Below are 22,792 nucleotides of genomic sequence, written 5' to 3' on the forward strand. Positions count from 1 at the left end.
CGATCTTTGGAACTGAGTATGCCGGAGATGGACTTCGTTGCCTAGTGTTGACGCTGTGGCAACGGGCAACGATACTCAAGCCAGGCGCGGGCTGCCCTTGATCATTCTTCCGTGCTTAGTGCACCTCCTCCATCCTGAAGGGGCCCATCGTGTACGAGATCATCAATGCGGCTGGAAGTGTTGCGAGCGTAATCGCCATGCTCCTGGCCATCCCCGCAGCTATCGCCCTTTTCCGCAGGCGGCGTCGGCGCAACTCGAACACGCAGCAGCAGGACTGACTCACTGCCGTACTCGCACAAGACCAAAGAAGTCTCACGGTTCGTGGGGGTCGAGGCGGTGGCGGAGGTCGTCGCGGCGCTGTTCGAGTTCGCCCAGGAGGGCCTCCTGCTCCTGGGTCTCGGCGAACAGCTCGCTGACGTCGCCGGGGTCACCCGGCCCGTCGTCGCGGTTGCCGATCTCCTCGTGGATGCCCTCGGCACTGCGGCGCAGGTCGGCGATCAGCCGCTCGACCTCCGCCAGCTCCGCCCGCGTGGCCGCCTCATCCGCCGCCATGGCCCGCCCCCTCGTGCGCTCGACCGCTTCCCCCTCATTGTCGGCACCCGTCGCCGGGCGCAGGGCCGGATGCCGACAATGCCGCTCGCCCCTCCCGGTGGTCTGGTCGCTGCAGTCTCGGGGAAGGTGCACGAATATCGCCCGAGATTCGCGCAGTTTCCCCGAAACTGCGCTCACGGTGCGAAGCGGCGGCGGGGGGCGGGGGCGGGGGTGCGGGCGGGGTCAGAGGCGGGCGAACCAGTCGCGTACGGCGTCGACGCCGCCGCCGCCGAGGGCGGCCATCAGCGCCACCCGGGCCTTGACCGGGGACAGGCCGCGGGCGCCGATCGCGCCGATCCCGGCGGACAGGCCGATGCCGGGCGGCAGGTCGGTCAGGGCCGCAGGTCCGGTGCCGCTGCGCGAGGCGACCACCACCGGGATGTCCCAGCCGACGAGTTCGCTGACGGTGCTGAACAGGCCGACCGGGATGTTGCCCGCCCCGGTCCCGGCCAGCACCACGCCTCGGGCGCCGGCGTCGACGGCCGCGTTGAGCAGCCCAGGCTCCATCCCCGGGTACGTCGTGATCAGAGCCACGTCGGGTTCGGGGTCGCCGGACACGGCCGGGGGCCGGGGCGGCACCGGGTTGAGCAGCTCGACCTTGGCGCCGATGACCTGGCCGAGCGGCCCGGTCTGGCCGGAGCCGAACAGGGCCACCCGGTCGGCGTCGACGAGGGTCGCCAGGCGGGCGGTGTGCAGCTCGCCCGCCGCGCAGACGAGCACTCCGGCCCCGGTCAGCCCGGGTTCGGCGGCCGCGGTGAGCGCGTCGGCGAGGTTGCCGGGCGCGTCGGCGTCGGGGTCGTCCAGGCGCCGCTGGCCGCCGGTGAAGATGATCGGGCCGCGTTCGGCCGCCGGTCCGGCGAGCAGGTCCGCCAGGTAGGCGCTCTCTTCCAGGGTGTCCGGGCCGTGGGCGACGACGACGCCGTGGTAGCCGTCGTCGAGTAGCGCGCCGCGTACCCGGCGGGCCAGCGCCAGCATGGTGGTGGGGGAGATGTCCCAGCTCGGCTCGGCCATCACGTCCACCGGCGTGACGTGGACGCCCGCGGGGGCCGGGCCGGCCGCCTCCAGCAGCTCGTGGGCGCTGGCGACGGCCGGCCGCTCGCCGTGGTGGGTGTGGGCGTAGGTGTCCTTCAACGCCAGCAGCAGCAGCCGTGTGGTCATGTCAGAACTCCTATCGCGCCGTCCGCCACGTGGTCCACCCGGGGTCTGCTCAGGCGCCTGCCAGCGTCTGCAGGATCCGGGCGGCGTCGGTGCCCAGGCCGCTGAACGACGGCAGGGCGGGGACCGGTTCGTGGCGGGCGCGCAGCTCGTGCTCGCCGTACCGGATGCAGGTGTCGTGCCAGACCAGGATGCCCGACATCCAGTCCTTGAGCTGCCCGGCGTACCGGTCCAGCCGGTCGCGCACCTCGGCCGACAGGTCCAGCTGCCGGTACAGCTGGGGCAGCTCGACCGAGTCCAGGTGCTCGAACTGGCGCATGCGCTGGTTCATCAGGTCGGCGACCACGTCGCGGGCGGCGTACGGGTCGCAGCCGAGGAACCGCTCCACCACGAACACCATGTTGTGCACCTCGTCCTCGTACTGCACCTCCTTCTGGTACGAGTAGAGGTCGTTGGTGAAGCAGGCGTAGTCTTGCGCGGCGTGCTCCAGCTGCTGCAGCACCCGGTGCTCGAACAGCTCGTCGGGGACCAGGTCGGCGTGGGCGAGCCGGGCCAGGCCCATGGTCATGTCGGAGCCGAAGGTGGCCCGGCGCATCTCCACGTAGTCCACCGGGTCGGGCACCCGGTTGAACGCCTGGTTCTCCAGCTCCCACACCCAGGACGCGACCATGTCGACCACCGAGGTGCGGAATCTGGCCCTCGCGTTCGGGCTCATCGGCCCGGCCGTGCGCAGCCACAGGTCGGCCAGCCCGCGCTCCAGCGGGGTGACCGGCTCGGGCATGGCCGCGCCGTCCAGCGGCATGAACAGCGCCAGCCGGGCGGTCTGGGCGCGGGCCCCGGCCAGGTCCCGGGTGCGGCCGAAGCGCACCGGGTAGAGGTCGTCGCCGTAGGTGCCCCAGGACAGCCAGTCGGCGGACAGCTCCAGCTGCTCCGGCTCGGCGTCCACATGGATCATCGCGGCGCAGTGGGCCAGGTCGTACCCGGCGAGCAGGCCCGCGTCCCAGACCGTGACCGGGCCGTCGCCGGGCGCGGGCTCGAAGAAGCCCATCCGCTCGCTCCAGGCCAGCACGTGCCGCCGGGCCTGGGCCAGGTGCGGGCTGGTCCGATGGGGGTACGGCATGTGCAGCGGCGGCAGCGGCAGGTGCCCCACGGTCCGCCCGACCGGCACGTGCGCGTGCTGCACCAGGAACGTGCGCACCCCGGGGGCGAGCTGGCCCGGCCAGGCGGCGGCGGTGCCCAGCCCCACCGGGCGGCCGCTGAGGTCGGCGGCGTTGCGCTCGCGCGGCTTCTGGTAGCGGCTGGACCGGGCGTGCCACTCGTGCCCGCCCGCCTGCCAGTCCTGCAGGCCCTTGGCGTACAGGGCGACGGCGAGCTGGTCCTCCAGCGGCACCCCCTGCTCGGCCAGCAGCTGCGGCAGCTCGGTCAGCGCGGTGTGCTCGAACTGGCGCAGCCGGGACGTCAGCAGCTCGTTGACCAGGTCGGCGGCCCGCTGGGCGGGCAGGTCGAGGAAGCGTTCGAGCACCAGCACCGCGTTGGAGTTCTCGCCCTCCTCGGCTACCTCCCGCTGGTACGAGAACAGGTCGTTGCGCAGGTGGACCGCGTCGGCGAAGGTGTCGCACAGCACCCGCAGCGGCCGCAGCGCGGCCAGGTGCTCGGGGATCTCGGCCCCGGCCGCGTACTCGACCAGGTTGGCCGACCAGGGGGCGCCGCCGACCCGCCGCCGCATCTCGATGTACTCGATCGGGTTGGCGATGCGGTGCCGGTTGATGTTGTCGAGCTCCCACATGGACTCGACCATGAGGTTGTGCGTGCTGGCGACGAAGCGCCGCCGCCAGCCGTCCGACATGGCCGGTATGGTGCGCGCCCACAGGTCGGCCAGCCCCGCCTCGGCGGGGTTCTCCGGCTCGGGCGGGGTCTGGCCGGGCTCGGTCATGAACCGGCCGAGCCGGTCCAGGTAGGCCTGCGCCCCGGCCAGGTCCCCGGAGTACTTGAACATCTCCAGGAAATGGTCGTCGAAGAAGAAGACCCACACGTACCAGTCGGTGACCAGGTCGAGGGTGGGCTCGTCGCAGTCGGGGTGGGTGTAGGCGCACATCAGCCCGTAGTCGTGCCGGTTGAGGCGCTCGGCGTCCCATACCAGGCTGCCCGTCGGCCCGACGGCGTCGAGCATCCCCATCTCCTTCGCCCAGGCGTTGGAGTGGTCACGGGCGTGCTGCTCGTGCGGGTTCAGCCGGGCCGGGTAGGGCAGATAGAACTCGGGCAGGTCGAACGCTGGCATTGCGGCTCCTGACGGGTCGGGGGCGGCGTAGCCAGCACGACATTACCGATAAAACGGACTTCTGGGTAGATGTCTCCTGGCGCTGATCGCCTGCCCGCCCAACGAACGACCCCGCGGCCGTGACACGGGCGACGATGCGGCCATGATGGACGCTCACCGTCCGAAATGGAAATCGCCAGCTCGCGCCCCCGAAGTGGATCAGCCGAGGGCCTGCATGAGCGGGCTGTAGTGGATCGCACGGTCGCCGCGCGCCGGCCCGTACGCCATGATCGTGCAGGTGAAGCGCTCGGCCAGGCCGTGCGCGGTGGCCCACTCGCGCAGGTGCGGGCGGCGCTCGTCGAAGTCGACCCGGACCCGCTCGTCGGTGCCGCCGACCGTCTCGGTGATCAGGGCCAGCGCGTCGGCGTCGGACCCGGCCACCACCGGGCCGACCATCAGCCGGTCGGTGTTGGGCCAGGCCCCCGCGAACCCGGTGACCTCGCCGTCCCGCTCGATCACCCGCAGGCTGCTGCTGAACTCCGGAAGCAGGCGCATCACGCCGGTGCGCTCGGCACCCATGGCCCGGGTGTCCAGACGGGTGATCGCGGGAAGGTCGGCCGCGGTCGCCGCGCGGGACACCGTGGCGGCGGCCGCGTCGGCGCCCGGGTCGAAGACGCCGGCGTGCACGTGCCGCGTGCCCAGCGCGGTGAAGCCGAGCTTCTCGTAGAGCGGACGGCCCTGCGCGGTGGCGTCCAGGATGACCGTGGCCGTACCGGCCTGCGCCAGCGCGTGCTCCATCAACCGCCGGCCGAGGCCGCGCCCGCCCAGTCGGGCGGCGACCAGCACCATGCTGATCGCGGCCATGCCGCTGCCGTACCGGGTGAGGATCGTGGTGCCGACCAGCTCGCCGCCGTCGCGGATGCCGTAGACCTCGCCGACCGCGAACAGGAACCGCCACTTGCCCGGCTCGTCCAGCCAGTCCCGGTCGGCGGCCAGGGCCAGGCAGCCGGGCAGGTCGGCCAGGGTCAGGCGCACCACGTCGTAGCTCACCCGCGGATGTTTTCATCCCCGCCGCCTGGCCGTCATCTCTGTTTCCGGCGCCTGAGCTCCAGGTCACACCAGTTCCAATTTACAAACCGTACGTACGTACTGTTAAATCGGCGGCATGATCCAGAGACTGCTGCCGCCGCCGGGACCTGCCCGCACGCTGAACCTCGTCACGCTGATCAACACGGCGGGCAACGGGCTCTGGCTCACTGTCAACGTCCTCTACCTCACCCGCGTCGTCGGCTTCAGCCCGCGCGAGGTCGGGTTCGGGCTCACCGCCGCCACCGCCGTCTGCGTCCTGGCCAGCACCCCCATGGGCTACCTGGCCGACCGCTTCGGCCCGCGCCGCATGCAGATCGCCTGCTTCGCGGCGCTGTCGCTGCTCACCGCCGCGATGCTGCCGGTACGCACGTTCGGCGCCTTCGTCGCGGTCGCGGCGCTGACCGCGCTGGCCGACGCCGGGCAGCGCGGCGCCCGGGGCGCCCTCATCGCTGGCGTCATCCCCGCCGACCAGCGGGTACGCGCCCGCGCCTACCTGCGCGCCACCACCAACGTCGGCATCTCGGTCGGGGCGGCGCTGGCCGGGGTCGCCCTCGCCGCGGACACGCCGACGGCGTACCGGCTGGTGATCGTCGGCAACGCGGTCAGTTTCGCCGCCGCCGCCCTGGTCGGCACCCGCCTGCCTGCCGTGGCGCCGGTGCCCGCCGGGCACGGCCCCCGCCTGGTCGCCCTGCGCGACCGGCCCTACCTGGCCTTCGTCGCCCTGGACGGGCTGATGTCGATGCACTTCGACATCCTCAACGTGGTCCTGCCGCTGTGGATCGTCACGCACACCGACGCGCCCGCCTGGCTCGCCGCGGTGCTGCTGCTGGTCAACACCACCATGGTGGTCGCCTGGCAGGTCCGCGCCGCCCGGGGCACCGAGCAGCTCGACGGCGCCGCCCGCGCCACCCGCAGCGCCGGCCTGTTCGTCGGCGGCGCCTGCCTCATCTTCGCCGCCAGCGCCGCAGCCCCGACCTGGGCCGCGGTCGCCCTGCTCATCGCCGGGGCGCTGGTGCACGTCGTCGGCGAGCTGCGCCAGTCGGCGGGCGGCTGGGGCATCTCGTTCGGTCTGGCCCCGGCCCACGCGCAGGGGCAGTACCAGGCGACCTACAGCATGGGCGCGCAGTTCGGCCGGATGCTCGCCCCGGCGCTGCTGACCTGGCTGGTGCTCGACCACGGCGTCGCCGGCTGGGCGGTCCTGGCGGTGCTGTTCGCCACCCTCGCCGCCGCCGTCCCACCGGTGGTGAGCTGGGCGGCCACCCGCCGGGCCGTCGCCGCCCCCGCCTAGTCCGAAAGGAAGGGACCCTTCTTATCGCTTTCCGTAGCAGAAGGGCCCCTTCTTAACGGCGTGCGTCAGTTGCGGCCTTGGCCGTCGTAGAGGTCGAGGTCGGCGGCGAGTTCCACTGCGATGACCGTGGCGTGGGGGTCCACATCAGCCTCGGACGGGGCGTCGATCCAGGTCACGCCGGGTACCTCGCCGTGGCCGCCGGTCACCCGGTGCCCCAGCTCCGCCCCGGTCCCCAGCACGTACGCCCGCTTCACCGCCGTACGCAGGCCCTTTACCGCCAGCTCGCCGGGGGAGCCGAAGCAGATCAGGTACAGCGTGCGGCCGTCGGCCGAACGGGTGCTCGGGCCGTAGTGGTGCCCGGCCGGCAGCCCGGCGACCGTGCCCCACACCGCGTCGGCGTGCCGGGCGATCCAGGCGCCCAGGCCCTCCAGCCGCTCCACCTGCTCCGGCGGGATCACCCCGGCCGCCGTCGGACCCACGTCCAGCAGCAGGTTCCCGCCCAGCCCGATCGTCTCGGCGAAGTAGCGCACCAGCTGCCCGACCGACTTGAAGTTGGTGTCGGAGTGCCGGAAACCCCAGCTGTCGTTGACGGTCAGGCACAGCTCCCACGGGCCGTCCGGCGCCCGCATCGGCAGCCCCTGCTCCGGGGTCGCGTAGTCGCCGTAGGACAGCATCCGCGCGTTGAGCACCGTACGCGGGTCGGCCGTCAGGATCCGCTCGGCCAGCGGGGCCAGCCGCCACTGCTGCTCGCTGCGCTCCCACTCGCCGTCGAACCACAGCAGGTCGGGGTGGAACCGGTCGACCAGCTCGCCGACCTGCGCGTCCCGGTAGTCCAGGTACCGCTGCCAGGCCTGCTCGTCGTCGGGGGCGCCGTCCTGCGGGGCCACCCAGCGGCTCTCGTTCACCCACGGCGCCCGCCCCTGCGAGCGCACCGACGGGTAGAGCGGGTGGTTCCAGTCCGAGTGCGAGTAGTAGAAGCCGACCTTGAGGCCGTGCTCGCGCAGCGCCTCGGCGTACGGCCCGAGCAGGTCGCGCCCCGCCGGGGTGTGCCGGACGACGTTCAGGTCGCCGTGCCCGGTGTCCCACAGCGCGACGCCGTCGTGGTGGCGGGAGGTGAGCACCGCGTAACGGGCGCCGACCCGCGCGAACAGCTCCGCCCACGCCCTCGGGTCGTACCCGGCGGCGGTGAACCCGGCGGTCTGGCGCATGTACTGCTCGTGGGGCACGTCGCCGGCGTAGAAGGCCCACGACTCCAGCGTGCCGTCGACGGCGTAGATCCCCCAGTGGATGAAGATGCCGAGCTTGGCCTCGGTGAACCACGGCTGCATCGCCACGTTGACGTGTCTCCAGGTGTGTTGCCGGTGGTCGGTGACGTGGAGAGGCTATGCGGCCGCAGCGCCGCCGAGCGTGGGTCGTAATCACCACTGCTGGTAGATTTTCACCATGCCGGACCTGGAACCGGGCGGTGCCCGGGTGCGGCTCCGGCTGCACGAGCCGCCGCGCGTGGTCAACATCGGCGTCGGCGTGCACGGGGTCGGCAGCGTACGCGACGTGTTCCTGCTGCCGGACCTGTGGCAGCTGCACCTGTACGGCTACCACGGCGAGCTCACCCTCGGCGGGCTGACCCACGAGATCCGCCCCGGTCACGTCAGCCTCATCCCGCCGGGGCACGAGGTCGCCTTCCGCTACCGGGGACGGTCCGAGCACCTGTATGCCCACCTGCGGCTGCCGCTCGGGGGCCCGGCGCTGTCCGTACCGGTGATGCAGGACGCCGCCGACCGGACCCCGGCGCTGCGCGACCTGTTCAGCCAGGCCCTGGCCGTCGCGCCGCGCGACGGCGCGCACGCCGACGCCGAGGTGTGGGCGCTGCTGTGGCGGATCGGCCGGCTGCCCGGCCCGGCGGCGGCCGCGCCCGGCGGCCCGCATCCCGCGGTGGCCGCCGCGACCGCCCACATCGAGCTGCACCTGGCCGAACCGCTGACGGTGCCGGAGATCGCCCGGCACGCCGGCGTCTCGCACAACCACCTGACCAGGCTTTTTCGAGCGGAAACCGGCGACACCGTGGTGGCGTACCTGCGCCGCCGCCGCCTGACCCGCGCCGAACACCTGCTCCGCCGCTCCACCCTCTCCATCGCCGCCATCGCCGCCCTGGTCGGCCTCCCCGACCTCCAGGCCTTCAACAAAGCCTGCCGCCGCGAACTCGGCGCCTCCCCCCGCACCCTCCGCCCCCCACCCCCACCCCCACCCCCACCCCCACCCCCACCCCCACCCCCACCTCTGCCGCTGCCTCTGCCTCTGCTCCGTTGATCATGAACTTATGGACGTGTTCGACGGCGTGTCCCCACCCCAGCACCGTGATCACCAGCGGCTCGCGCAACAGACCGCCCCCGGGCGCCGCGAGCGCCAGCGGTCCGGCGCCTCGGCCCAACCCGGATGCTGCGATCACCTGCGGTTCCGCGCTGCGGTCCGCCTCCGGGTGGCGCGATCACCTGCGGTTCCGCGCTGCGGTCCGCCTCCGGGTGGCGCGATCACCTGCGGTTCCGCGCTGCGGTCCGCCTCCGGGTGGCGCGATCACCTGCGGTTCCGCGCTGCGGTCCGCCTCCGGGTGGCGCGATCACCTGCGGTTCCGCGCTGCGGTCCGGCTCCGGGTGGCGCGATCACCTGCGGTTCCGCGCTGCGGTCCGCCTCCGGGTGGCGCGATCACCTGCGGTTCCGCGCCGCGGTCCGCCCCTGGGTGTCGCGATCGTCAGCGTTCCGCGCCGCGATCCGATCCGGGTGCCGGTTCCCGGCTCGCCCCCGATGCCGAGATCCTGACTGCGGCTCCTGCCCCGGTCGCTGGCTCCGGCCTCTGATCTTCGGCCTCCGGTTCGATGATCGACGCCGGCGGTCAGAACGCAAGCTTGAGGGCCACAAAGTGACCGCAAGCGCCGATCTGTGGTGGGCCGCTGTCGAAGATCGCGATCGATGGTCAGAACACTGCGTGGCCGACCTGCCGAAACCTCTCTTCTGCCCATTGGCGACGATCATCGGCGACGGCGGTGTTGAAGATCGCGATCTCGGAGCACAACGCTGCAGGCCCCTGCCACTGAAGTCCACCTTCCCGCCGCCGCTGCCGGTGGCGACCGCCGTCGACGATCACCACCGCCTGCTGCCTCAAAGTCACTCCCTGCGGTCGGAATGACCGGCGAGCTGGCCCCTTTGTCCACCGACAGCGATCTTGCGGTGACGGCCAGCCGGAGATCGCGGTTTCCGGTGCGGCCAGATCAGGCGAGGTCCCGTCGCGGGTGAGGTGATCACGGTCCCGAGGTGGGGACACGCCGTCGAACACGTCCATAAGTTCATGATCAACCGGATGTCGGGGTGGGGGCGGGGTGGGGGTCCTAGACTGGGCGCGGAGGGGGTGGTTCGCCATGCCCATCAAGCGCTGGCACAACGTGCGGACCGGGCCGACGGGGGAGAAGATCCTGTCGATCTTCGAGAAGTACTATCCGAAGAAGCGCGATCTGTGCGTCAGCTCCGGCATGGAGGGCGATCATGGCGGCTCCAGCCACCACTACGGGCTGAGCCATCAGGGCTCGCCGACGGCGGCGGTCGACTTCGGGGTGGGCGCGCAGGCGGCGGCGGGCCGCGACCTGGCCAAGTGGATCGAGGACGAGTTCCACGACCAGTGCGTCGAGCTGATCCACACGACGCCGTTCGCCGACGACGACGGTTTCTATGTCAAGAACGGCGAACGGATCTCCTCGTACGGCGCCGCCACCGACGCCGCGCACGCCGACCACGTACACCTGGCGATGTCGGCGGCGCAGGCCGACGAGGTGCTGGCCCGGTTGGAGCGCAAGTACGGGGACCAGGTCAAGGGCACCCGGGCTCGGCGCACCACCACCGCCAAGAAGACGACCGCGAGGAAGGCGCCCGCGAAGAAGGCGGCGGGCGCGGCCAGCAAGCGCTACACCGTCAAGGCGGGTGACACCCTCACCGCGATCGCGAACCGCTTCGGGACCACGGTGCTGGAGCTGTGCCGCCTCAACCCGCGGATCACCGACCCCGACCGCATCGAGATCGGCTGGCGCCTGCGCATCACCTGACGGCATCGGTACACCTGTTGGGAAGGGTCCCTTCTTCTACGCAAAGCGATAAGAAGGGACCCTTCCTTACCTCCGGGGCGGTGGGGTGCGGCGGAGGGGGCGGGTCAGGGGGAGGTGGCGGGGTGGTGCGTGGGGGTGTGGAGGGGCAGGGCGGGGGATTCCGCCGCGGGTTCGGCGGCCGGGCGGCGGCGCTGGGCCAGGCGGCGGACCAGCGGTTCGATGCCGCGGGCGATCAGCGGGCCGAGGACGGCGAGGATCAGCACGTACGCCGCCGCGAGCGGACCGAGCCGCGGGTTGATGCCCGCCGCGACGGCCAGACCCGCGATGACGATGTTGAACTCGCCCCGGGGCAGCAGCGCCACCCCGGCCCGCAGCCGGCCCGCCGCGTGGATGCCCGCCCGGCGCGCCGCCCACCAGCCGGTGGCCAGCTTGGTGGCGATACCGGCCAGCGCCAGCAGCAGCGCGATGCCGATGACCGGCGGCAGCTGCGCCGGGTCGGTCTGCAGCCCGAAGAAGACGAAGAAGACCGCGGCGAACAGGTCCCGCAGCGGCGTCAGCAGCTCCCGGGCGGTGTGCGCGAGCGGCCCCGACAGCGCGATGCCGACCAGGAACGCGCCGACCGCCGCCGACACCTGCAGCTGCTGGGCGACCCCGGCGACCACGATGGTCAGGCCGAGGACCTTCAGCAGCAGCACCTCCTCGCTGGGGGAGTGGACGAACTTCTCCACCCATTTGCCGAACTTCAGCGCCACCACGAGGATCACCGTGATCGTGGCGGCGGCGATGCCGAGCGTGGTCAGGCCGGCCACGAAGCCGACCCCGGCCAGCATGGCGGTGAGGATCGGCAGGTAGACGGCCATCGTCAGGTCTTCGAAGACCAGCAGCGACAGCACCACCGGCACCTCGCGGTTGCCGAGCCAGTTCAGGTCGGCCAGCACCTTGGCGGTGATGCCGGACGAGGTGACGTACGTGATGCCGCCCAGTGCGACCGCGGCGACCGGGCCCCAGCCCAGCACCAGCGCGGTGATGACGCCCGGGGCGCTGTTGAGGACCAGGTCGACCAGGCCCGCCGGGGCGTTGTGCCGCAGCGTGCCGACCAGTTCGGGGGCCGTGTACTCCAGGCCCAGGGTGAACAGCAGCAGGATGACGCCGATCTCGGCGCCGGTGGCGGTGAACTCCTCGGTGGAGACGAGCGGCAGTAGGCCGCCCTTGCCGAACGCCAGTCCGGCCAGCAGGTACAGCGGGATCGGAGAGATGCCGAAGCGCACGGACAGTGCGCCGAGCAGGCCCAGGGCGAGGATGACCGCCCCGATCTCGATCAGGGTGACGGCTCCGTGCACGGGCGCCCCCTCAGCCGTTGTTCAGGATGTCGGTCACGGCGGCGGTGCCCTCGGCGGTGCCGACGGCCACGGCCAGGTCGCCCGGGTGGAACTCGAAGTCCGGCCGGGGGCTGGCCAGGATCTCCCCGGCCCGGATCACGGCGACGATCGAGGCACCGGTACGGGTGCGGGCCTGGGTGTCGCCCAGGGTGCGGCCGTCGTACGGCGAACCGGCCGTCACCGGCACCTGGACCGTGAGCAGCCCGACCACCTGGCGGCGCAGGTCGGCCAGCCGCTCCACGATCCGGGCCGTGCCCAGCAGCTCGGCCACGCCGTTGGCCTCGTCGGTCGTCAGCGACAGCGCCGCCACCGCGGTATCGGGATCGTCCGGGTGGTAGATGACGATGTCGCGGCGGCCGGACACGTGCGAGACGACAGCCGCGTGCTGCCCCTTCGCGGTCCGGAACTCATGGCGCAGGCCGATTCCCGGCAGTGCGGTCTTCTCGACGTCCAACGGTCAACCTCCCGGTGCGGCGTCCTGGTTTGCGATCACCTTACCCGTACGGCACCTGATATCGGCAAACTTGAACTTGACCTCAAGCGCACTTGAACCCGCAGCCTCGTCCCATGAGCTCGCAGACGTTGGCGCGACGGCTCGGCCTGCCCCGCACCCGCGGCAACGGCCGCCTGCTGGCCGCACTGGCCGTGGACGCCCTCGGCAACGGCCTGATGGCCCCGTTCCTGCTGCTGTTCCTCGGCTCCTGGACCGGGCTGGAACTGCTCGTGATCGGATCGGTGCTGACGGCGGCCCGGCTGGCGGCGCTGCCGCTGGGCGTGGCCGCCGGCCCGCTGACCGACCGGATCGGGCCGCGCCGCGCCCTCGTGTGCAGCGGGCTGGCCCAGGCGGCCGGGGTCGGCGGCTACCTGCTGTGCGCGCACGCGTGGCAGGTCGCCGGCTGTGCGCTGCTCGCGGCCGCCGGTGACGCCGTGTTCTGGGTCGCGCACCGGTCGATGACCGCCGCGGTCGTGCCCGAAGCCGACCGGCCGCGCTGGCTCGGCGCCCAGATCGCGCTGCGCAACGGGGCGTTCGCGGTCGGCGGGCTGGCCGCCGCGCTGGTCGTGGCCGCACCCGGCCGCACCGGGCTGGCCGTGCTCACCGCCGTGAACGCGGCCAGCTACCTGGGGCTGGCCGCCCTAGTCGGCACCTGGCACCCGGCGACCCGGCCGGTTCCGGCAGCCTCCGATGTGGAGTCCGTGTCGTACCGGGTGGTGCTGGCCGATCGGGCGTACCTGCTGTTCGTCGCGGTGAACCTGCTGCTGGTGGTGGCGATGGCCACGCCCGCGCTGCTGCTGGCCGTGTACGTCGGCGACGTCCTGCACGGGCCCGTGTGGCTGGTCGGCGTGGCGTTCACGGCCGAGACGGTGCTGATCGCGCTCTGCCAGACCGTGGTGGGGCGGCTGCTGGAACGCCACCGGCGCACCAGGGTGCTGCGCTGGGCGGTGCTCGCCTTCGCCGCCTCGTTCCTCGCGTACGCGCTGCTGCCCGCCGTACCGGCGAGCCTGCTCGGGCCGTGCCTGCTCGGCGCGGTGCTGATCACGACCGCGGCCAACCTGCTGGAGGGGCCGACCGGGGTCGGCCTGGTCACCGACGCCGCGCCGGACCGGGTCCGAGGCCGCTACACCGCCGTCTACCAGCTCTCCTGGAACATCGGCAAGGCGGTCACCCCCGGCGCGGCCGCCTGGCTGCTCGCGCGCGGCCCGGCCGTACCGTGGCTGGCCCTGACCGCCTGCTGCGCCCTCGCCTACGCCCTGCTGACGCGCCTGTCCCGCACCCTACCCACCCGCATCGACGCCCCGCACCGCCCCACGCCCGCGCCCGCCGCACCCGCGCCCGCCGCACCCGCGTAGTGGGTGCAGTTTCGGGGAAAGTGCAGCATTCGGGGCCAAGATTCCAGCACTTTCCCCGAAACTGCACCGCACCCAGCGCGCGGTTCGCGGCGACGGCGCGCGACGGCGCGCGACGGCACGCGTCAGAACGCGGGCCGGTCGTTGAGGATCTTCTGGAAGAGGACGTGGTCGCGCCAGTGGCCGTCGATGTGCAGGTAGTCGCGGGCGGTGCCGATGTGCTCGAAGCCGCTCTTGGTCAGCACCCGCTGCGACGCGGCGTTGTCGACCAGGGTGCCGGCCTGCAGCCGGTGCAGGCCCAGCCGCTCGTCGGCGATCCGGCAGGCGACGGCCACGGCGGCGGTGGCCAGGCCGCGCCCGGTCTGCTCCGCGTCGACCCAGTAGCCGAGGTTGGCGCTGCGCAGCGGCCCGAACATGATGTTGGACAGGGTCACCGCGCCCAGCACCCGCGCGCCGTCGTCGAGCAGCCACGGCGCCATCTGCCCGGCCTCCGCGAGCGCCAGCTGGTCGCGTACCCGGGCGTCGTGGGCGGCGGTGGTGAAGAACTCCTCGTCGCGCTGCGGCTCCCAGGGGCGCAGGTGCTCGCGGTTGCGCCGGTACGCCTGCGCGATGGCTTCCGCGTCGGCGGGGTCCGGCGGCCGCATCACCACCCCGGGCACCACGGGAAGCACGTCGCCGATCACCCACCCACCCTAACCCGCACCGTTCCCACCCGCGCACATCCGCCTCGTCAGGCCGCAGTTTCGGGGAAAGTGCAGCAATCCGGGCCGGCATTCCGGCACTTTCCCCGAAACTGCACCCTCCCGGCGGGGCGGGTGGGGGCGGTAGCGTGCGCGGCATGTCGATGGCAGCGGGGTTTCGGGACAGCGTCGAGGCGATGCGCGAAGGGCTGGTCGCGCTGCGGCGCGAGATCCACCGGCAGCCGGAGATCGGCCTGCACCTGCCGCGTACGCAGGAGACGGTGCTGAAGGCGCTGGCCGGGCTGCCGCTGGAGGTCAGCACCGGCACCGGGCTGAGCTCGGTGACGGCGGTGCTGCGCGGCGGCCGTCCCGGCCCGGCGGTGCTGCTGCGCGGCGACATGGACGGCCTGCCGGTCACCGAGCTGAGCGGCCTGGACTACGCCTCCCAGGTCGACGGCGCGATGCACGCGTGCGGTCACGACCTGCACGTGGCGATGCTGGTCGGGGCGGCCCGGCTGCTGTCGGCGGTACGCGACGAGCTGCCCGGCAGCGTGGTGTTCATGTTCCAGCCCGGCGAGGAGGGGCCGGGCGGGGCCGAGCCGATGATCGCCGAAGGGCTGCTGGAGGCGGCGGGCACGCCGCTGGTCGGGGCGTACTGCCTGCACGTGCTGTCGGGGTGGCTGCCGCACGGGCAGTTCACCACCCGGCACGGCACCATGCTCGCCGCGGCCGACAGCCTGCACGTGACGGTGCGCGGGGCGGGCGGCCACGGTTCGGCGCCGCAGTTCGCCCGCGACCCGATCCCGGCCGCCTGCGAGATGGTGCTGGCGCTGCAGACGTTCGTGACCCGCAGCATCGACGTGTTCGACCCGGCGGTGATCACCGTCGGCACGTTCCACGCGGGCACGGTCGAGAACGTCATCCCCGCCGAGGCGACGTTCTCGGCGACGCTGCGGTCGTTCTCGCCGCAGACCCGCGAGCGGGTGCGCACCGGCGTGCAGGACGTGGTCAGCAACATCGCCGCCGCGCACGGGCTGACCGCCGACGCGGTGTACGTCCCGGGCTACCCGGTGACGGTCAACGACGGCGGCGAGGCCGACTTCGCGGCCGCGACGGTGGCCGAGGTGTTCGGGGCGGACCGGTTCGCCTGGATGGCCCACCCGGAGGCGGGCGCGGAGGACATGTCGTACGTGCTGGAGCGGGTGCCGGGCGCGTACCTCAACCTGGGCGCCTGCCCGCCGGAGCACGATCCGCTGACCGCGCCGCTCAACCACGCGCCCGAGGCGCGCTACGACGACTCGCTCGTGCCCGACGGCGCGGTGCTGCTGGCCGAGCTCGCCTGGCGCCGCCTCCAGCGGGGCTAACCCACCCGTCACCACCACGATGAACACCACACTCGTGATTGGAGTGTGGTGTTCATCGTTTTATCGCACTCGTTGTGCGACACGGGTGCCGTTCGGTCGTGTTGAGTTCTCTGCGCCGATCACCTTCCGTATCGGTGGCGGCACCAACAGATGCGGACCGGGCCGGTCGGCACCCTTCTACTCATGTCGCTGGGGCGTGGTGATGAGTACCCGGACCTCGAACCTGCGGGCCAAGATCGTGTTCCTGCTGGTATCGCTTTCCGCGCTGTGGATGTTCGCGGCCTTCGTGACCATGCGCGAGGGCCTGAACCTGTTCTGGATCAACACCCTCGACCAGGACGTCGGCCGCCCCACCGACGCGCTCGTGGCCGACCTGCAGGCCGAGCGGCGCCTGTCGGTGGTGGTGCTGGCCGGGGACACCCGGGCCCGCGAGGACCTGCTGCGCGCCCGGCAGGCGACCGACACCGCGGTACGCGACCTGCGCGAATCGGTGGACGGCACCCTGGTCGGACAGGCCGCCTCACCCCTGGCCGAGCAGCGCATCGCCGAACTGCTGGGCCACCTCGACCGCATCGCCCCGGTCCGGATGGGCGTGGACACCGGCCGCCTGGACCGCGCCGAGGCCGCCGCCTACTACACCGACACGGTCGCCGTCGCGTACCAGATCTTCGCCACCATCGCCCGCTTCGACGACCCGGAGATCAACGACCAGCTGTCGCACCTGCTGACCGTGTCGCGCGGCCGCGAGCTGCTGTCCCAGGAGGACGCGGTGATGTCCGGCGTGCTGGCGGCGGGGCGGTTCACCACCGCCGACGCGGCCCGCTTCGCCGAGCTGGTCGGCGCGCAGCGCTACGTGCGCTCCATCGGCACCCAGGGCCTGGCCGCCGACACCGCGATCTACGAACCGGTGCTGACCGGGGCCGCGCTGACCCGCCTGCGTACGGTCGAGGACCTGGTCATCTCGTCCGCGCGCGACGGCGCCGCCCCCGGGGTGTCGCAGCAGACCTGGCGCCAGGCCTTCGACCCGGCCCTGACCGAACTCGCCGACCTCGACATCAGGCTGGCCGAGGCCGCGATCGACCGCTCGCGCGGGCCCATCGTCTGGACCATCGTGCGGCTGATCCTCGCCGCCGGACTCGGGCTGATCGCCGTCATCGCCTCCATCGTGCTGTCGATCACCACCGCCCGCGCCATCGTCGCCCAGCTGCGCCAGCTGCGCGACGCCGCCAACGAGCTGGCCACGGTACGGCTGCCGCGGGTGGTGCAGCGGCTGCGGCAGGGCGAGGAGGTCGACGTGGCCGCCGAGGCGCCGCCCATCGCGGCGTTCGGCGGCGACGAGATCGGGCAGCTCGGCCAGGCGTTCAACGCGGCGCAGGAGACCGCCATCCGCACCGCCGTCGAGCAGGCCGAGCTGCGCAGCGGCGTACGCGACCTGTTCCTGAGCCTGGCCCGGCGCAGCCAGACCCTGGTGCACCGGCAGCTGGGCATGCTCGACGCGATGGAGCGGCGCACCGACGACTCGGCCGAGCTGGAGGAGCTGTTCCGGATCGACCACCTGGCCACCCGCATGCGCCGCAACGCCGAGAACCTGATCGTGCTCGCCGGGGCCGTGCCGGGTCGGGGCTGGCGGCGCACCGTACCCATGATCGACGTGATCCGGGGCGCGGTCGCCGAGGTCGAGGAGTACCCGCGCCTGGAGGTGCGCCCCAGCGAGACCGTCGGCCTGGCCGGGTACGCCGTCGGCGACGTCATCCACCTGCTGGCCGAGCTGATGGAGAACGCGCTGTCGTTCTCGCCCCGCCACTCGAAGGTGCACGTCGGCGGCTCGTCGGTGGGCAGCGGCTACGTGATCGAGATCGACGACGCCGGGCTGGGCATGACCGAGGCCGACCTGGCCGAGGCGAACGGGCAGCTGGCCCACCCGGTCGAGTTCTCGCTCAGCGGCACCCCGCGCCTGGGCCTGTACGTGGTCGGCAAGCTGGCCCAGCGCCACCACGTGCAGGTACGCCTGCAGCACGGCCGCGGCGGCGGCACCACTGCCGTGGTGCTGATCCCCGCGGCGCTGCTGGCCGAGGGCTGGACCCCGCAGGGGCCCTTCGCCGACGACGAGGTCAGCGGCGAGCTGCAACTGCCGCCCGCCCTGCCGGCCGTGCCGCGTACCCCGCAGCCGCGCCCCGCCGCGGTGCCGGACGCGGTCGAGCCGGGCGCCGAGCAGGCCGGGTCGGGCCCGACCCGCATTCCGGCCCCGCGCGACGGCGCGGCCGCGCCCGAGTTCACCGTATCCGGCCTGCCGGTGCGCCAGCGACGCCCGTCGCCGCACCCGGCCGAGGCCGCGACCACGCCACCGCCACCCGCCGACGAGGCGGTCGAGGTGGAGGCCGAACCCATTGACGACGACGGTCCTGACACCGTCGCCGACCTGCCGGGACTGCGCGAGGAGCAGGTACGAGCCCTGTTCTCGTCGTTCCAGAGCGGATCCGAACGGGGCCGCCGCGAGGCGGGCCTCATGTCCGTAAACGGATCTCCACCGGCGGCCCCACCCCCGCCACCGGCCGACCGGTCATGAAACCGGTCATGGCGATCAACCACCGGAAGGGAAAGCACGATGCACGTGGAGCAGACAACGAGCGCGGTGGCCGACCTGGCGTGGCTGGCCGACGACTTCGTCGACCGGGTGGCCCAGGTGCGCAAGGCCATCGTCCTGTCCTCCGACGGACTGATGATGGCCGCATCGAGCGGGGTGGGCCGCGAAGACGCCGAGCACCTGTCGGCGGTCGCGGCCAGTATGTTCGGCCTGGCCAGAGGGGCCGGCCGGCACCTGGGCCGGGGCAGGGTCCGCCAGGCGGTCATCGAGACCGACTCGGGGTTCCTGTTCGTGACCGCGGCGGGCAACGGTGCCTGCCTGGCCGTGGTCGCCAGCCGTGAGGCCGACGCCGGAATGGTCGCCTACGAGATGGCCATGCTGGTGGTGCGGGTTGGCCAGTTCCTGACCGCACCGGTTCGAAGCAGCGGCGCGTGAGCGCCGCCGAAGCGGTCGAACCGGTGCCGGAGGGCATGCGGTGGCTGGACGAAGACGCGGGGCCGGTGGTGCGCCCGTACGCGATGACCGGCGGCCGCACCCGCCCCGAGCAGGGCGACTTCGACCTGATCGAGCTGGTGGTGGCGACCAGGCCGATGCTCTCGGTGGACGTGGGCATGGGCACCGAACTGGCCGAGATCATCCGGCTCTGCCAGCGGCCGCAGTCGGTGGCGGAGGTCGCCGCGCGGCTGCGCCTGCCCGCGGGAACCGTACGCGTGCTGCTGGCCGATCTGGCGCAGCGGCGACTCATCCGCCGGCGACCGCCGGTGGACCTCAGGCATCTGCCAACCCAGGACATCCTCAGGGCGGTCATCGATGGGATCCGAGCACTCTGACACAGCGTCACTGCCGTCCGCGTTCAAGATTCTGGTCGCGGGCGGTTTCGGCGTGGGCAAGACCACTCTCGTCGACACGATCAGTGAGATCGCGCCGCTGCTGACAGAGGAGTACCTCACCGACGAGAGCGTCGGCGTGGACGACGTGTCCGGGGTGGAGGGAAAGAACACCACCACGGTGGCGCTGGACTTCGGGCGGATCACGATCAGTTCGGAGCTGGTGCTGTACCTGTTCGGCACCCCCGGCCAGCAGCGCTTCGCGTTCGTGTGGGACGAACTGGCCCACGGCGCGATCGGCGCGGTGGTGCTGGCCGACACCCGCCGCCTGGAGGACGCGTTCGGCTCGATCGACTACTTCGAGCAGCGCGGCATGCCGTTCGTGGTGGCGGTGAACTGCTTCGACGGCGCCAAGGTATACCGCCCCGACGAGGTCGAGCAGGCCTTGAACCTGGACCCGCACGTCCCGGTGCGGCTGTGCGACGCGCGCCGCCGCGACTCCGTCAAGGAGATCCTGGTGGCGCTGCTGGAGCACGTGATGGCCGCGCCCCAGCCCGCCTGAGCCTCAGGCGAAGGAAGGGCCCCTTCTTATCGCTTTCCGTAGTAGAAGGGCCCCTTCTCAACTCCTGCGGTGGAGAGCAGACCGCGGCCCCGGGCGGTGCGATGCCCGGGGCCGCGGAGTCTTTCGGGGGCGCGGTTACAGCGTCAGGGTCCAGGAGTTGATGTACCCGGTGTCGTTGCTCGCCGCGTCCTGTACCCGCAGGTTCCAGGTGCCGTTGCGGGTCTCGCTGGACAGGTTGACGGTGAAGGTCTGGTCGATGTTGTCGGCCGACCCGCCCGCCCGGTTGGACAGCACGTACGCGCTGCCGTCCGGCGCGATCAGGCTCACCACCAGGTCGCCCTTGTACGTGTGCACGATGTGCACCTCGACCGTCGAGGCCGCCGACGCCGTCCCGGTGCACCCGGACACCGTGATCGGGCTGTTCACCGTGGTGTTGTCCGGGATGGTGACGTCGGTGCCGTTGGTCCCGCCGCACGACGGCGGCAGCGTCCCGCCCAGGCTCAGCGTCCACGAGTTGAGGTAGCCGACGTCGCCCGACGCCGCGTCCTGCACCCGCAGCTTCCAGGTGCCGTTGGCGACCTCCGAGGACAGGTTCACCGTGTAGGTCTGGTCGATGTTGTCGGCCGACCCGCCGGTCCGGTTGTGCAGCACGTACGCGCTGCCGTCCGGCGCGATCAGGTTCACCGCCAGGTCGCCCTGGTACGTGTGCACGATGTGCACCTCGACCGTGCTGGCCGAGCCCGCGTTGCCCGAGCAGCCCGAGATCGTGATCGACGACTCGACGGTGGTCAGGTCGGCGATGGTGACGTCGGTGCCGTTGGAGCTGGTGCAGCCGGGCGGCCCGGCCACCGTCAGCGTGTAGGTCGCGGTGTGCGTCGCGTCCGTGCCCGTGCCGGTCACCGTCACCGGGTACGTACCCGTCGGCGTGCTCGCGGTGGTGCTGACGGTCAGCGTCGCCGAGCCGCCGGAGCTGATCGAGGCCGGGCTGAACGAGGCGGTGGCCCCGCTGGGCAGCCCGGAGGCGGTCAGGTTCACCGTCTGCGCGGCGCCGTTGGTGATCGCGGTGCCGATGGTCGAGGTGACCGAGCCGCCCGCGGTGGTGCTGCCCGAGGCGGGCGAGGCGGAGATCGAGAAGTCGTTGGCGGCCGGGGCCGGGGCGACGGCCAGCGTCCACAGCGCGTACGCGGCGGCGTCGCCGGAGCGGTTCAGCACCGTGTCGCTGATGTTGCTCGGGTACGTGTCGCAGGACGAGTGGTAGCACGGGTCGTAGTCGCCGGTGGTGCCGCCCCACTTGGTGACCTGCGCCGACGTCTTGTTGGCGCTGGCGCCGGCGGCGACGCCGGAGGTCTGCACGCCCACGGCGTTGAAGGAGGCGTCGTCGGACCGGCCGGCGCCCTCGACGTTCTCCTCCGGTGCCAGGCCCGGGAAGTTGGTGTCGTAGTACTGCTTGAGCACCTGACCCGGGGCCGACGTGATGCGGTTGATGAAGTACCCGCCGTTGGTCGAGGCGACCATGTCGAAGTTGAAGTACGCCTTGATCTTGGCGCGCTCGGTCGACGACAGGTTGTTGGCGTAGAACTCCGAGCCGTTGAGGCCCTGCTCCTCATCGGTCCACCAGCCGAACCGCACGTGGTTGAGCATCGTCGGGTTGGTGGCGGCCAGCGTGAGGGCCATCTCCAGGATGGTCGACGAACCCGAGGCGTTGTCGTTGATGCCGGGCCCGGCCGATACGCCGTCGAGGTGGGCGCCGAACATGTAGACGCTGTTGGCGTCGCCGCCCGGCCAGTCCGCGATCACGTTCGGACCGGCGCCGGAGGTGCAGCCCGACGTGCAGCTCTGCTTGACGACCGTGAAGCCCGCCGCGACCAGCTTGTCGTAGACGTAGTTCACCGACGCGGTGTAACCGGCCGTGGTGGAGCGGCGGTTGCCGCCGTTGGCGCTGGCGATGTTCTGGAACTGCTGCAGGTGCGCCTTGACGTTGGTCAGCGAGATGTCCGGGACGGCCAGGGCCGCGGCCGCGGGTGCGGACTGCGCGGGGACGCCCGTACCGAGCGTCGCGGCGCAGGCCAGGGCGAGGGTCGCCAGGCCGCGCAGGATCGGGTGTCTACTCACGCCGTTCTCCTTCGGTCGGTGGTGCCGGGGTTGCCGGTCCTGCGGAGGATATGCCATGGGGTAGACAGATTTGAATAGGTGAAATTTACTGTGCTCCCCGGCGCCCCTGATTCGGCGAACGATCCGGGCGGCCGGGCCGTGGCGGGCGCCCCGTAGGCTGCCCGTCGTGAACGAACTGGCCGCCACCGTGTTCGCCGCCGCCGGCGTCTTCGCGGGCACCAACATCGACGACCTCGTGGTGCTGACGGTCCTGTTCCTGTCGGCGCGGGCCACCGGCGTGCCGCGCCCGGCCGCGATCTGGGCCGGGCAGTACGCGGGCATCGCCGCGCTCACCGCCGTCTCGGCCGCCGCCGCGCTGGGCCTGGCCGTCGTGCCGGGGACGTGGGTCGGGCTGCTCGGCCTGGTGCCGCTGGCTCTGGGCGTACGCACGCTGCTGCGCAACCGCCGCGACGCCGCCCCCGCCGTGCCAGCCCGCACCGCCTGGGCCGTGGCCGGGGTGACCATCGCCAACGGCGCCGACAACATCGCCGTCTACACGCCCGTGCTGCGCACCGCCGGGCTCGCCGCCGGCGCGGTCATCATCGCCGTCTTCGCGGTGCTCACCGCGGTCTGGTGCCTGGCCGGCGCCTGGCTCGGCGGCCACCGCCACGTGGTCACCCTGCTGGAGAAGGCAGGCCACTGGCTGGTCCCGGCCGTCTTCATCCTCATCGGCCTCGTGATCATCGCCGAGTCGGGCCTACTGCCGGTCTGACCCCGACCACGAACCGACCACAGCCAGCGAGCTTGCGCCGCACCGAGACGTTGACCGTCGCTTGCGGCGCGATCGCAGGCTCTCTGGCCGCGAACTGGCCGCACCCGGCGATCTCGCGCCGCGCGAAGGCGATGATCGTCGCTTGCGGTCCGAAGCGTGGCATGCGGGCGACGTTGCGACCGCTAACTCTGATCTTGGATGGGCGTCCGCCCAGGCCCAA

The 22,792-nt window shown here is 72.3% G+C and carries 21 protein-coding genes and 1 pseudogene; 12 read left to right on the plus strand and 10 right to left on the minus strand.

Annotation, left to right across the window (positions count from 1 at the left end; all coding sequences use genetic code 11):
• Nucleotides 1-149 precede the first annotated feature (149 nt).
• Nucleotides 150-278, plus strand: coding sequence for a hypothetical protein (locus QEZ54_RS18575; RefSeq protein ID WP_281305902.1), 129 nt, complete (start codon nucleotides 150-152; stop codon nucleotides 276-278).
• Between the two features lie 34 nt (nucleotides 279-312).
• Here QEZ54_RS18575 and QEZ54_RS18580 read toward each other — a convergent pair whose 3' ends face one another.
• The 4 genes from QEZ54_RS18580 to QEZ54_RS18595 form a co-directional block, all read right to left on the minus strand.
• Entirely contained in the window at nucleotides 313-552 is a 240-nt protein-coding gene (locus tag QEZ54_RS18580; protein WP_217395582.1) for a hypothetical protein, read from the minus strand.
• A gap of 222 nt (nucleotides 553-774) precedes the next feature.
• Nucleotides 775-1,749, minus strand: coding sequence for an asparaginase (locus QEZ54_RS18585; protein WP_281305903.1), 975 nt, complete (start codon nucleotides 1,747-1,749; stop codon nucleotides 775-777).
• A 49-nt stretch (nucleotides 1,750-1,798) separates the two neighbouring features.
• Nucleotides 1,799-4,024: a germacradienol/geosmin synthase gene (locus QEZ54_RS18590; RefSeq protein WP_281305904.1), complete on the minus strand. Its 2,226-nt coding sequence runs from the start codon at nucleotides 4,022-4,024 to the stop codon at nucleotides 1,799-1,801.
• Nucleotides 4,025-4,222: 198 nt separating this feature from the next.
• Entirely contained in the window at nucleotides 4,223-5,053 is an 831-nt protein-coding gene (locus tag QEZ54_RS18595; protein ID WP_281305905.1) for a GNAT family N-acetyltransferase, read from the minus strand.
• A gap of 115 nt (nucleotides 5,054-5,168) precedes the next feature.
• On the opposite strand from QEZ54_RS18595, the gene QEZ54_RS18600 reads away from it, so the two are divergent.
• The gene (locus QEZ54_RS18600; protein WP_281305906.1) at nucleotides 5,169-6,380 is read left to right on the plus strand and encodes an MFS transporter; all 1,212 of its coding nucleotides are present in this window, start codon (nucleotides 5,169-5,171) and stop codon (nucleotides 6,378-6,380) included.
• Nucleotides 6,381-6,445: 65 nt separating this feature from the next.
• On the opposite strand, the pseudogene QEZ54_RS18605 reads toward QEZ54_RS18600, so the two are convergent.
• Nucleotides 6,446-7,729: pseudogene (locus tag QEZ54_RS18605) on the minus strand (alpha-L-fucosidase); the annotation flags it as partial.
• Between the two features lie 94 nt (nucleotides 7,730-7,823).
• On the opposite strand from QEZ54_RS18605, the gene QEZ54_RS18610 reads away from it, so the two are divergent.
• The 3 genes from QEZ54_RS18610 to QEZ54_RS18620 all read left to right on the plus strand — a co-directional run bounded on the left by QEZ54_RS18610 (nucleotide 7,824) and on the right by QEZ54_RS18620 (nucleotide 10,468).
• Nucleotides 7,824-8,687 carry a helix-turn-helix transcriptional regulator gene (locus QEZ54_RS18610; protein ID WP_281305907.1) on the plus strand — a complete coding sequence of 288 codons (864 nt, stop codon included), beginning with the start codon at nucleotides 7,824-7,826 and terminating at the stop codon, nucleotides 8,685-8,687.
• Between the two features lie 607 nt (nucleotides 8,688-9,294).
• Nucleotides 9,295-9,561 (plus strand): hypothetical protein, encoded by a 267-nt coding sequence (locus tag QEZ54_RS18615; RefSeq protein WP_281305908.1) that lies wholly within the window; start codon nucleotides 9,295-9,297, stop codon nucleotides 9,559-9,561.
• Nucleotides 9,562-9,790: 229 nt separating this feature from the next.
• Nucleotides 9,791-10,468: a LysM domain-containing protein gene (locus QEZ54_RS18620; protein ID WP_281305909.1), complete on the plus strand. Its 678-nt coding sequence runs from the start codon at nucleotides 9,791-9,793 to the stop codon at nucleotides 10,466-10,468.
• A 104-nt stretch (nucleotides 10,469-10,572) separates the two neighbouring features.
• Here the strand turns inward: QEZ54_RS18620 and QEZ54_RS18625 are convergent, their stop codons facing one another.
• Both QEZ54_RS18625 and QEZ54_RS18630 read right to left on the minus strand, forming a co-directional pair.
• Nucleotides 10,573-11,808 carry a cation:proton antiporter gene (locus QEZ54_RS18625; RefSeq protein ID WP_281305910.1) on the minus strand — a complete coding sequence of 412 codons (1,236 nt, stop codon included), beginning with the start codon at nucleotides 11,806-11,808 and terminating at the stop codon, nucleotides 10,573-10,575.
• A gap of 10 nt (nucleotides 11,809-11,818) precedes the next feature.
• The gene (locus tag QEZ54_RS18630) at nucleotides 11,819-12,301 is read right to left on the minus strand and encodes a cation:proton antiporter regulatory subunit (protein WP_281305911.1); all 483 of its coding nucleotides are present in this window, start codon (nucleotides 12,299-12,301) and stop codon (nucleotides 11,819-11,821) included.
• A 113-nt stretch (nucleotides 12,302-12,414) separates the two neighbouring features.
• Between QEZ54_RS18630 and QEZ54_RS18635 the strand changes: the two genes are divergently transcribed.
• Nucleotides 12,415-13,695 carry an MFS transporter gene (locus tag QEZ54_RS18635; protein ID WP_281305912.1) on the plus strand — a complete coding sequence of 427 codons (1,281 nt, stop codon included), beginning with the start codon at nucleotides 12,415-12,417 and terminating at the stop codon, nucleotides 13,693-13,695.
• 122 nt (nucleotides 13,696-13,817) lie between these two features.
• Here QEZ54_RS18635 and QEZ54_RS18640 read toward each other — a convergent pair whose 3' ends face one another.
• The gene (locus QEZ54_RS18640; protein ID WP_281305913.1) at nucleotides 13,818-14,375 is read right to left on the minus strand and encodes a GNAT family protein; all 558 of its coding nucleotides are present in this window, start codon (nucleotides 14,373-14,375) and stop codon (nucleotides 13,818-13,820) included.
• 155 nt (nucleotides 14,376-14,530) lie between these two features.
• On the opposite strand from QEZ54_RS18640, the gene QEZ54_RS18645 reads away from it, so the two are divergent.
• From QEZ54_RS18645 to QEZ54_RS18665, 5 genes are all read left to right on the plus strand, one after another.
• A complete protein-coding gene (locus QEZ54_RS18645; RefSeq protein ID WP_281305914.1) occupies nucleotides 14,531-15,736 on the plus strand; it encodes a M20 family metallopeptidase in 1,206 nt (401 codons plus the stop codon).
• A 202-nt stretch (nucleotides 15,737-15,938) separates the two neighbouring features.
• Nucleotides 15,939-18,302: a nitrate- and nitrite sensing domain-containing protein gene (locus QEZ54_RS18650; protein WP_281305915.1), complete on the plus strand. Its 2,364-nt coding sequence runs from the start codon at nucleotides 15,939-15,941 to the stop codon at nucleotides 18,300-18,302.
• A gap of 45 nt (nucleotides 18,303-18,347) precedes the next feature.
• On the plus strand, nucleotides 18,348-18,755 hold the full coding sequence (locus QEZ54_RS18655; RefSeq protein ID WP_217395592.1) for a roadblock/LC7 domain-containing protein: 408 nt from the start codon (nucleotides 18,348-18,350) through the stop codon (nucleotides 18,753-18,755).
• Between the two features lie 35 nt (nucleotides 18,756-18,790).
• Nucleotides 18,791-19,150, plus strand: coding sequence for a DUF742 domain-containing protein (locus tag QEZ54_RS18660; RefSeq protein ID WP_281305926.1), 360 nt, complete (start codon nucleotides 18,791-18,793; stop codon nucleotides 19,148-19,150).
• Nucleotides 19,131-19,709 carry an ATP/GTP-binding protein gene (locus QEZ54_RS18665; protein ID WP_281305916.1) on the plus strand — a complete coding sequence of 193 codons (579 nt, stop codon included), beginning with the start codon at nucleotides 19,131-19,133 and terminating at the stop codon, nucleotides 19,707-19,709. Before QEZ54_RS18660 ends, QEZ54_RS18665 begins: the two co-directional genes overlap by 20 nt.
• 135 nt (nucleotides 19,710-19,844) lie before the next feature.
• Here the strand turns inward: QEZ54_RS18665 and QEZ54_RS18670 are convergent, their stop codons facing one another.
• On the minus strand, nucleotides 19,845-21,779 hold the full coding sequence (locus tag QEZ54_RS18670; protein WP_281305927.1) for a M28 family metallopeptidase: 1,935 nt from the start codon (nucleotides 21,777-21,779) through the stop codon (nucleotides 19,845-19,847).
• Nucleotides 21,780-21,987: 208 nt separating this feature from the next.
• On the opposite strand from QEZ54_RS18670, the gene QEZ54_RS18675 reads away from it, so the two are divergent.
• Nucleotides 21,988-22,572, plus strand: a complete 585-nt coding sequence (locus tag QEZ54_RS18675) for a cadmium resistance transporter (RefSeq protein WP_281305917.1) — start codon at nucleotides 21,988-21,990, stop codon at nucleotides 22,570-22,572.
• Here the strand turns inward: QEZ54_RS18675 and QEZ54_RS18680 are convergent.
• Nucleotides 22,541-22,792, minus strand: a 252-nt coding sequence (locus QEZ54_RS18680) for a hypothetical protein (RefSeq protein ID WP_281305918.1), incomplete at its 5' end; no start/stop codon positions are given. The genes QEZ54_RS18675 and QEZ54_RS18680 overlap by 32 nt on opposite strands.

The organism is Catellatospora sp. KI3 (assembly GCF_029948125.1).
GTDB lineage: Bacteria > Actinomycetota > Actinomycetes > Mycobacteriales > Micromonosporaceae > Catellatospora.

Bases quoted from the DNA above. Each gene is read 5' to 3' on its own strand.
- QEZ54_RS18590 (WP_281305904.1), bottom strand. From the start codon at position 4,024: ATGCCAGCGTTCGACCTGCCCGAGTTCTATCTGCCCTACCCGGCCCGG.
- QEZ54_RS18665 (WP_281305916.1), top strand. From the start codon at position 19,131: ATGGGATCCGAGCACTCTGACACAGCGTCACTGCCGTCCGCGTTCAAG.
- QEZ54_RS18580 (WP_217395582.1), bottom strand. From the start codon at position 552: ATGGCGGCGGATGAGGCGGCCACGCGGGCGGAGCTGGCGGAGGTCGAG.
- QEZ54_RS18660 (WP_281305926.1), top strand. From the start codon at position 18,791: ATGCGGTGGCTGGACGAAGACGCGGGGCCGGTGGTGCGCCCGTACGCG.
- QEZ54_RS18635 (WP_281305912.1), top strand. From the start codon at position 12,415: ATGAGCTCGCAGACGTTGGCGCGACGGCTCGGCCTGCCCCGCACCCGC.
- QEZ54_RS18620 (WP_281305909.1), top strand. From the start codon at position 9,791: ATGCCCATCAAGCGCTGGCACAACGTGCGGACCGGGCCGACGGGGGAG.
- QEZ54_RS18585 (WP_281305903.1), bottom strand. From the start codon at position 1,749: ATGACCACACGGCTGCTGCTGCTGGCGTTGAAGGACACCTACGCCCAC.
- QEZ54_RS18645 (WP_281305914.1), top strand. From the start codon at position 14,531: ATGTCGATGGCAGCGGGGTTTCGGGACAGCGTCGAGGCGATGCGCGAA.
- QEZ54_RS18600 (WP_281305906.1), top strand. From the start codon at position 5,169: ATGATCCAGAGACTGCTGCCGCCGCCGGGACCTGCCCGCACGCTGAAC.
- QEZ54_RS18650 (WP_281305915.1), top strand. From the start codon at position 15,939: ATGAGTACCCGGACCTCGAACCTGCGGGCCAAGATCGTGTTCCTGCTG.
- QEZ54_RS18610 (WP_281305907.1), top strand. From the start codon at position 7,824: ATGCCGGACCTGGAACCGGGCGGTGCCCGGGTGCGGCTCCGGCTGCAC.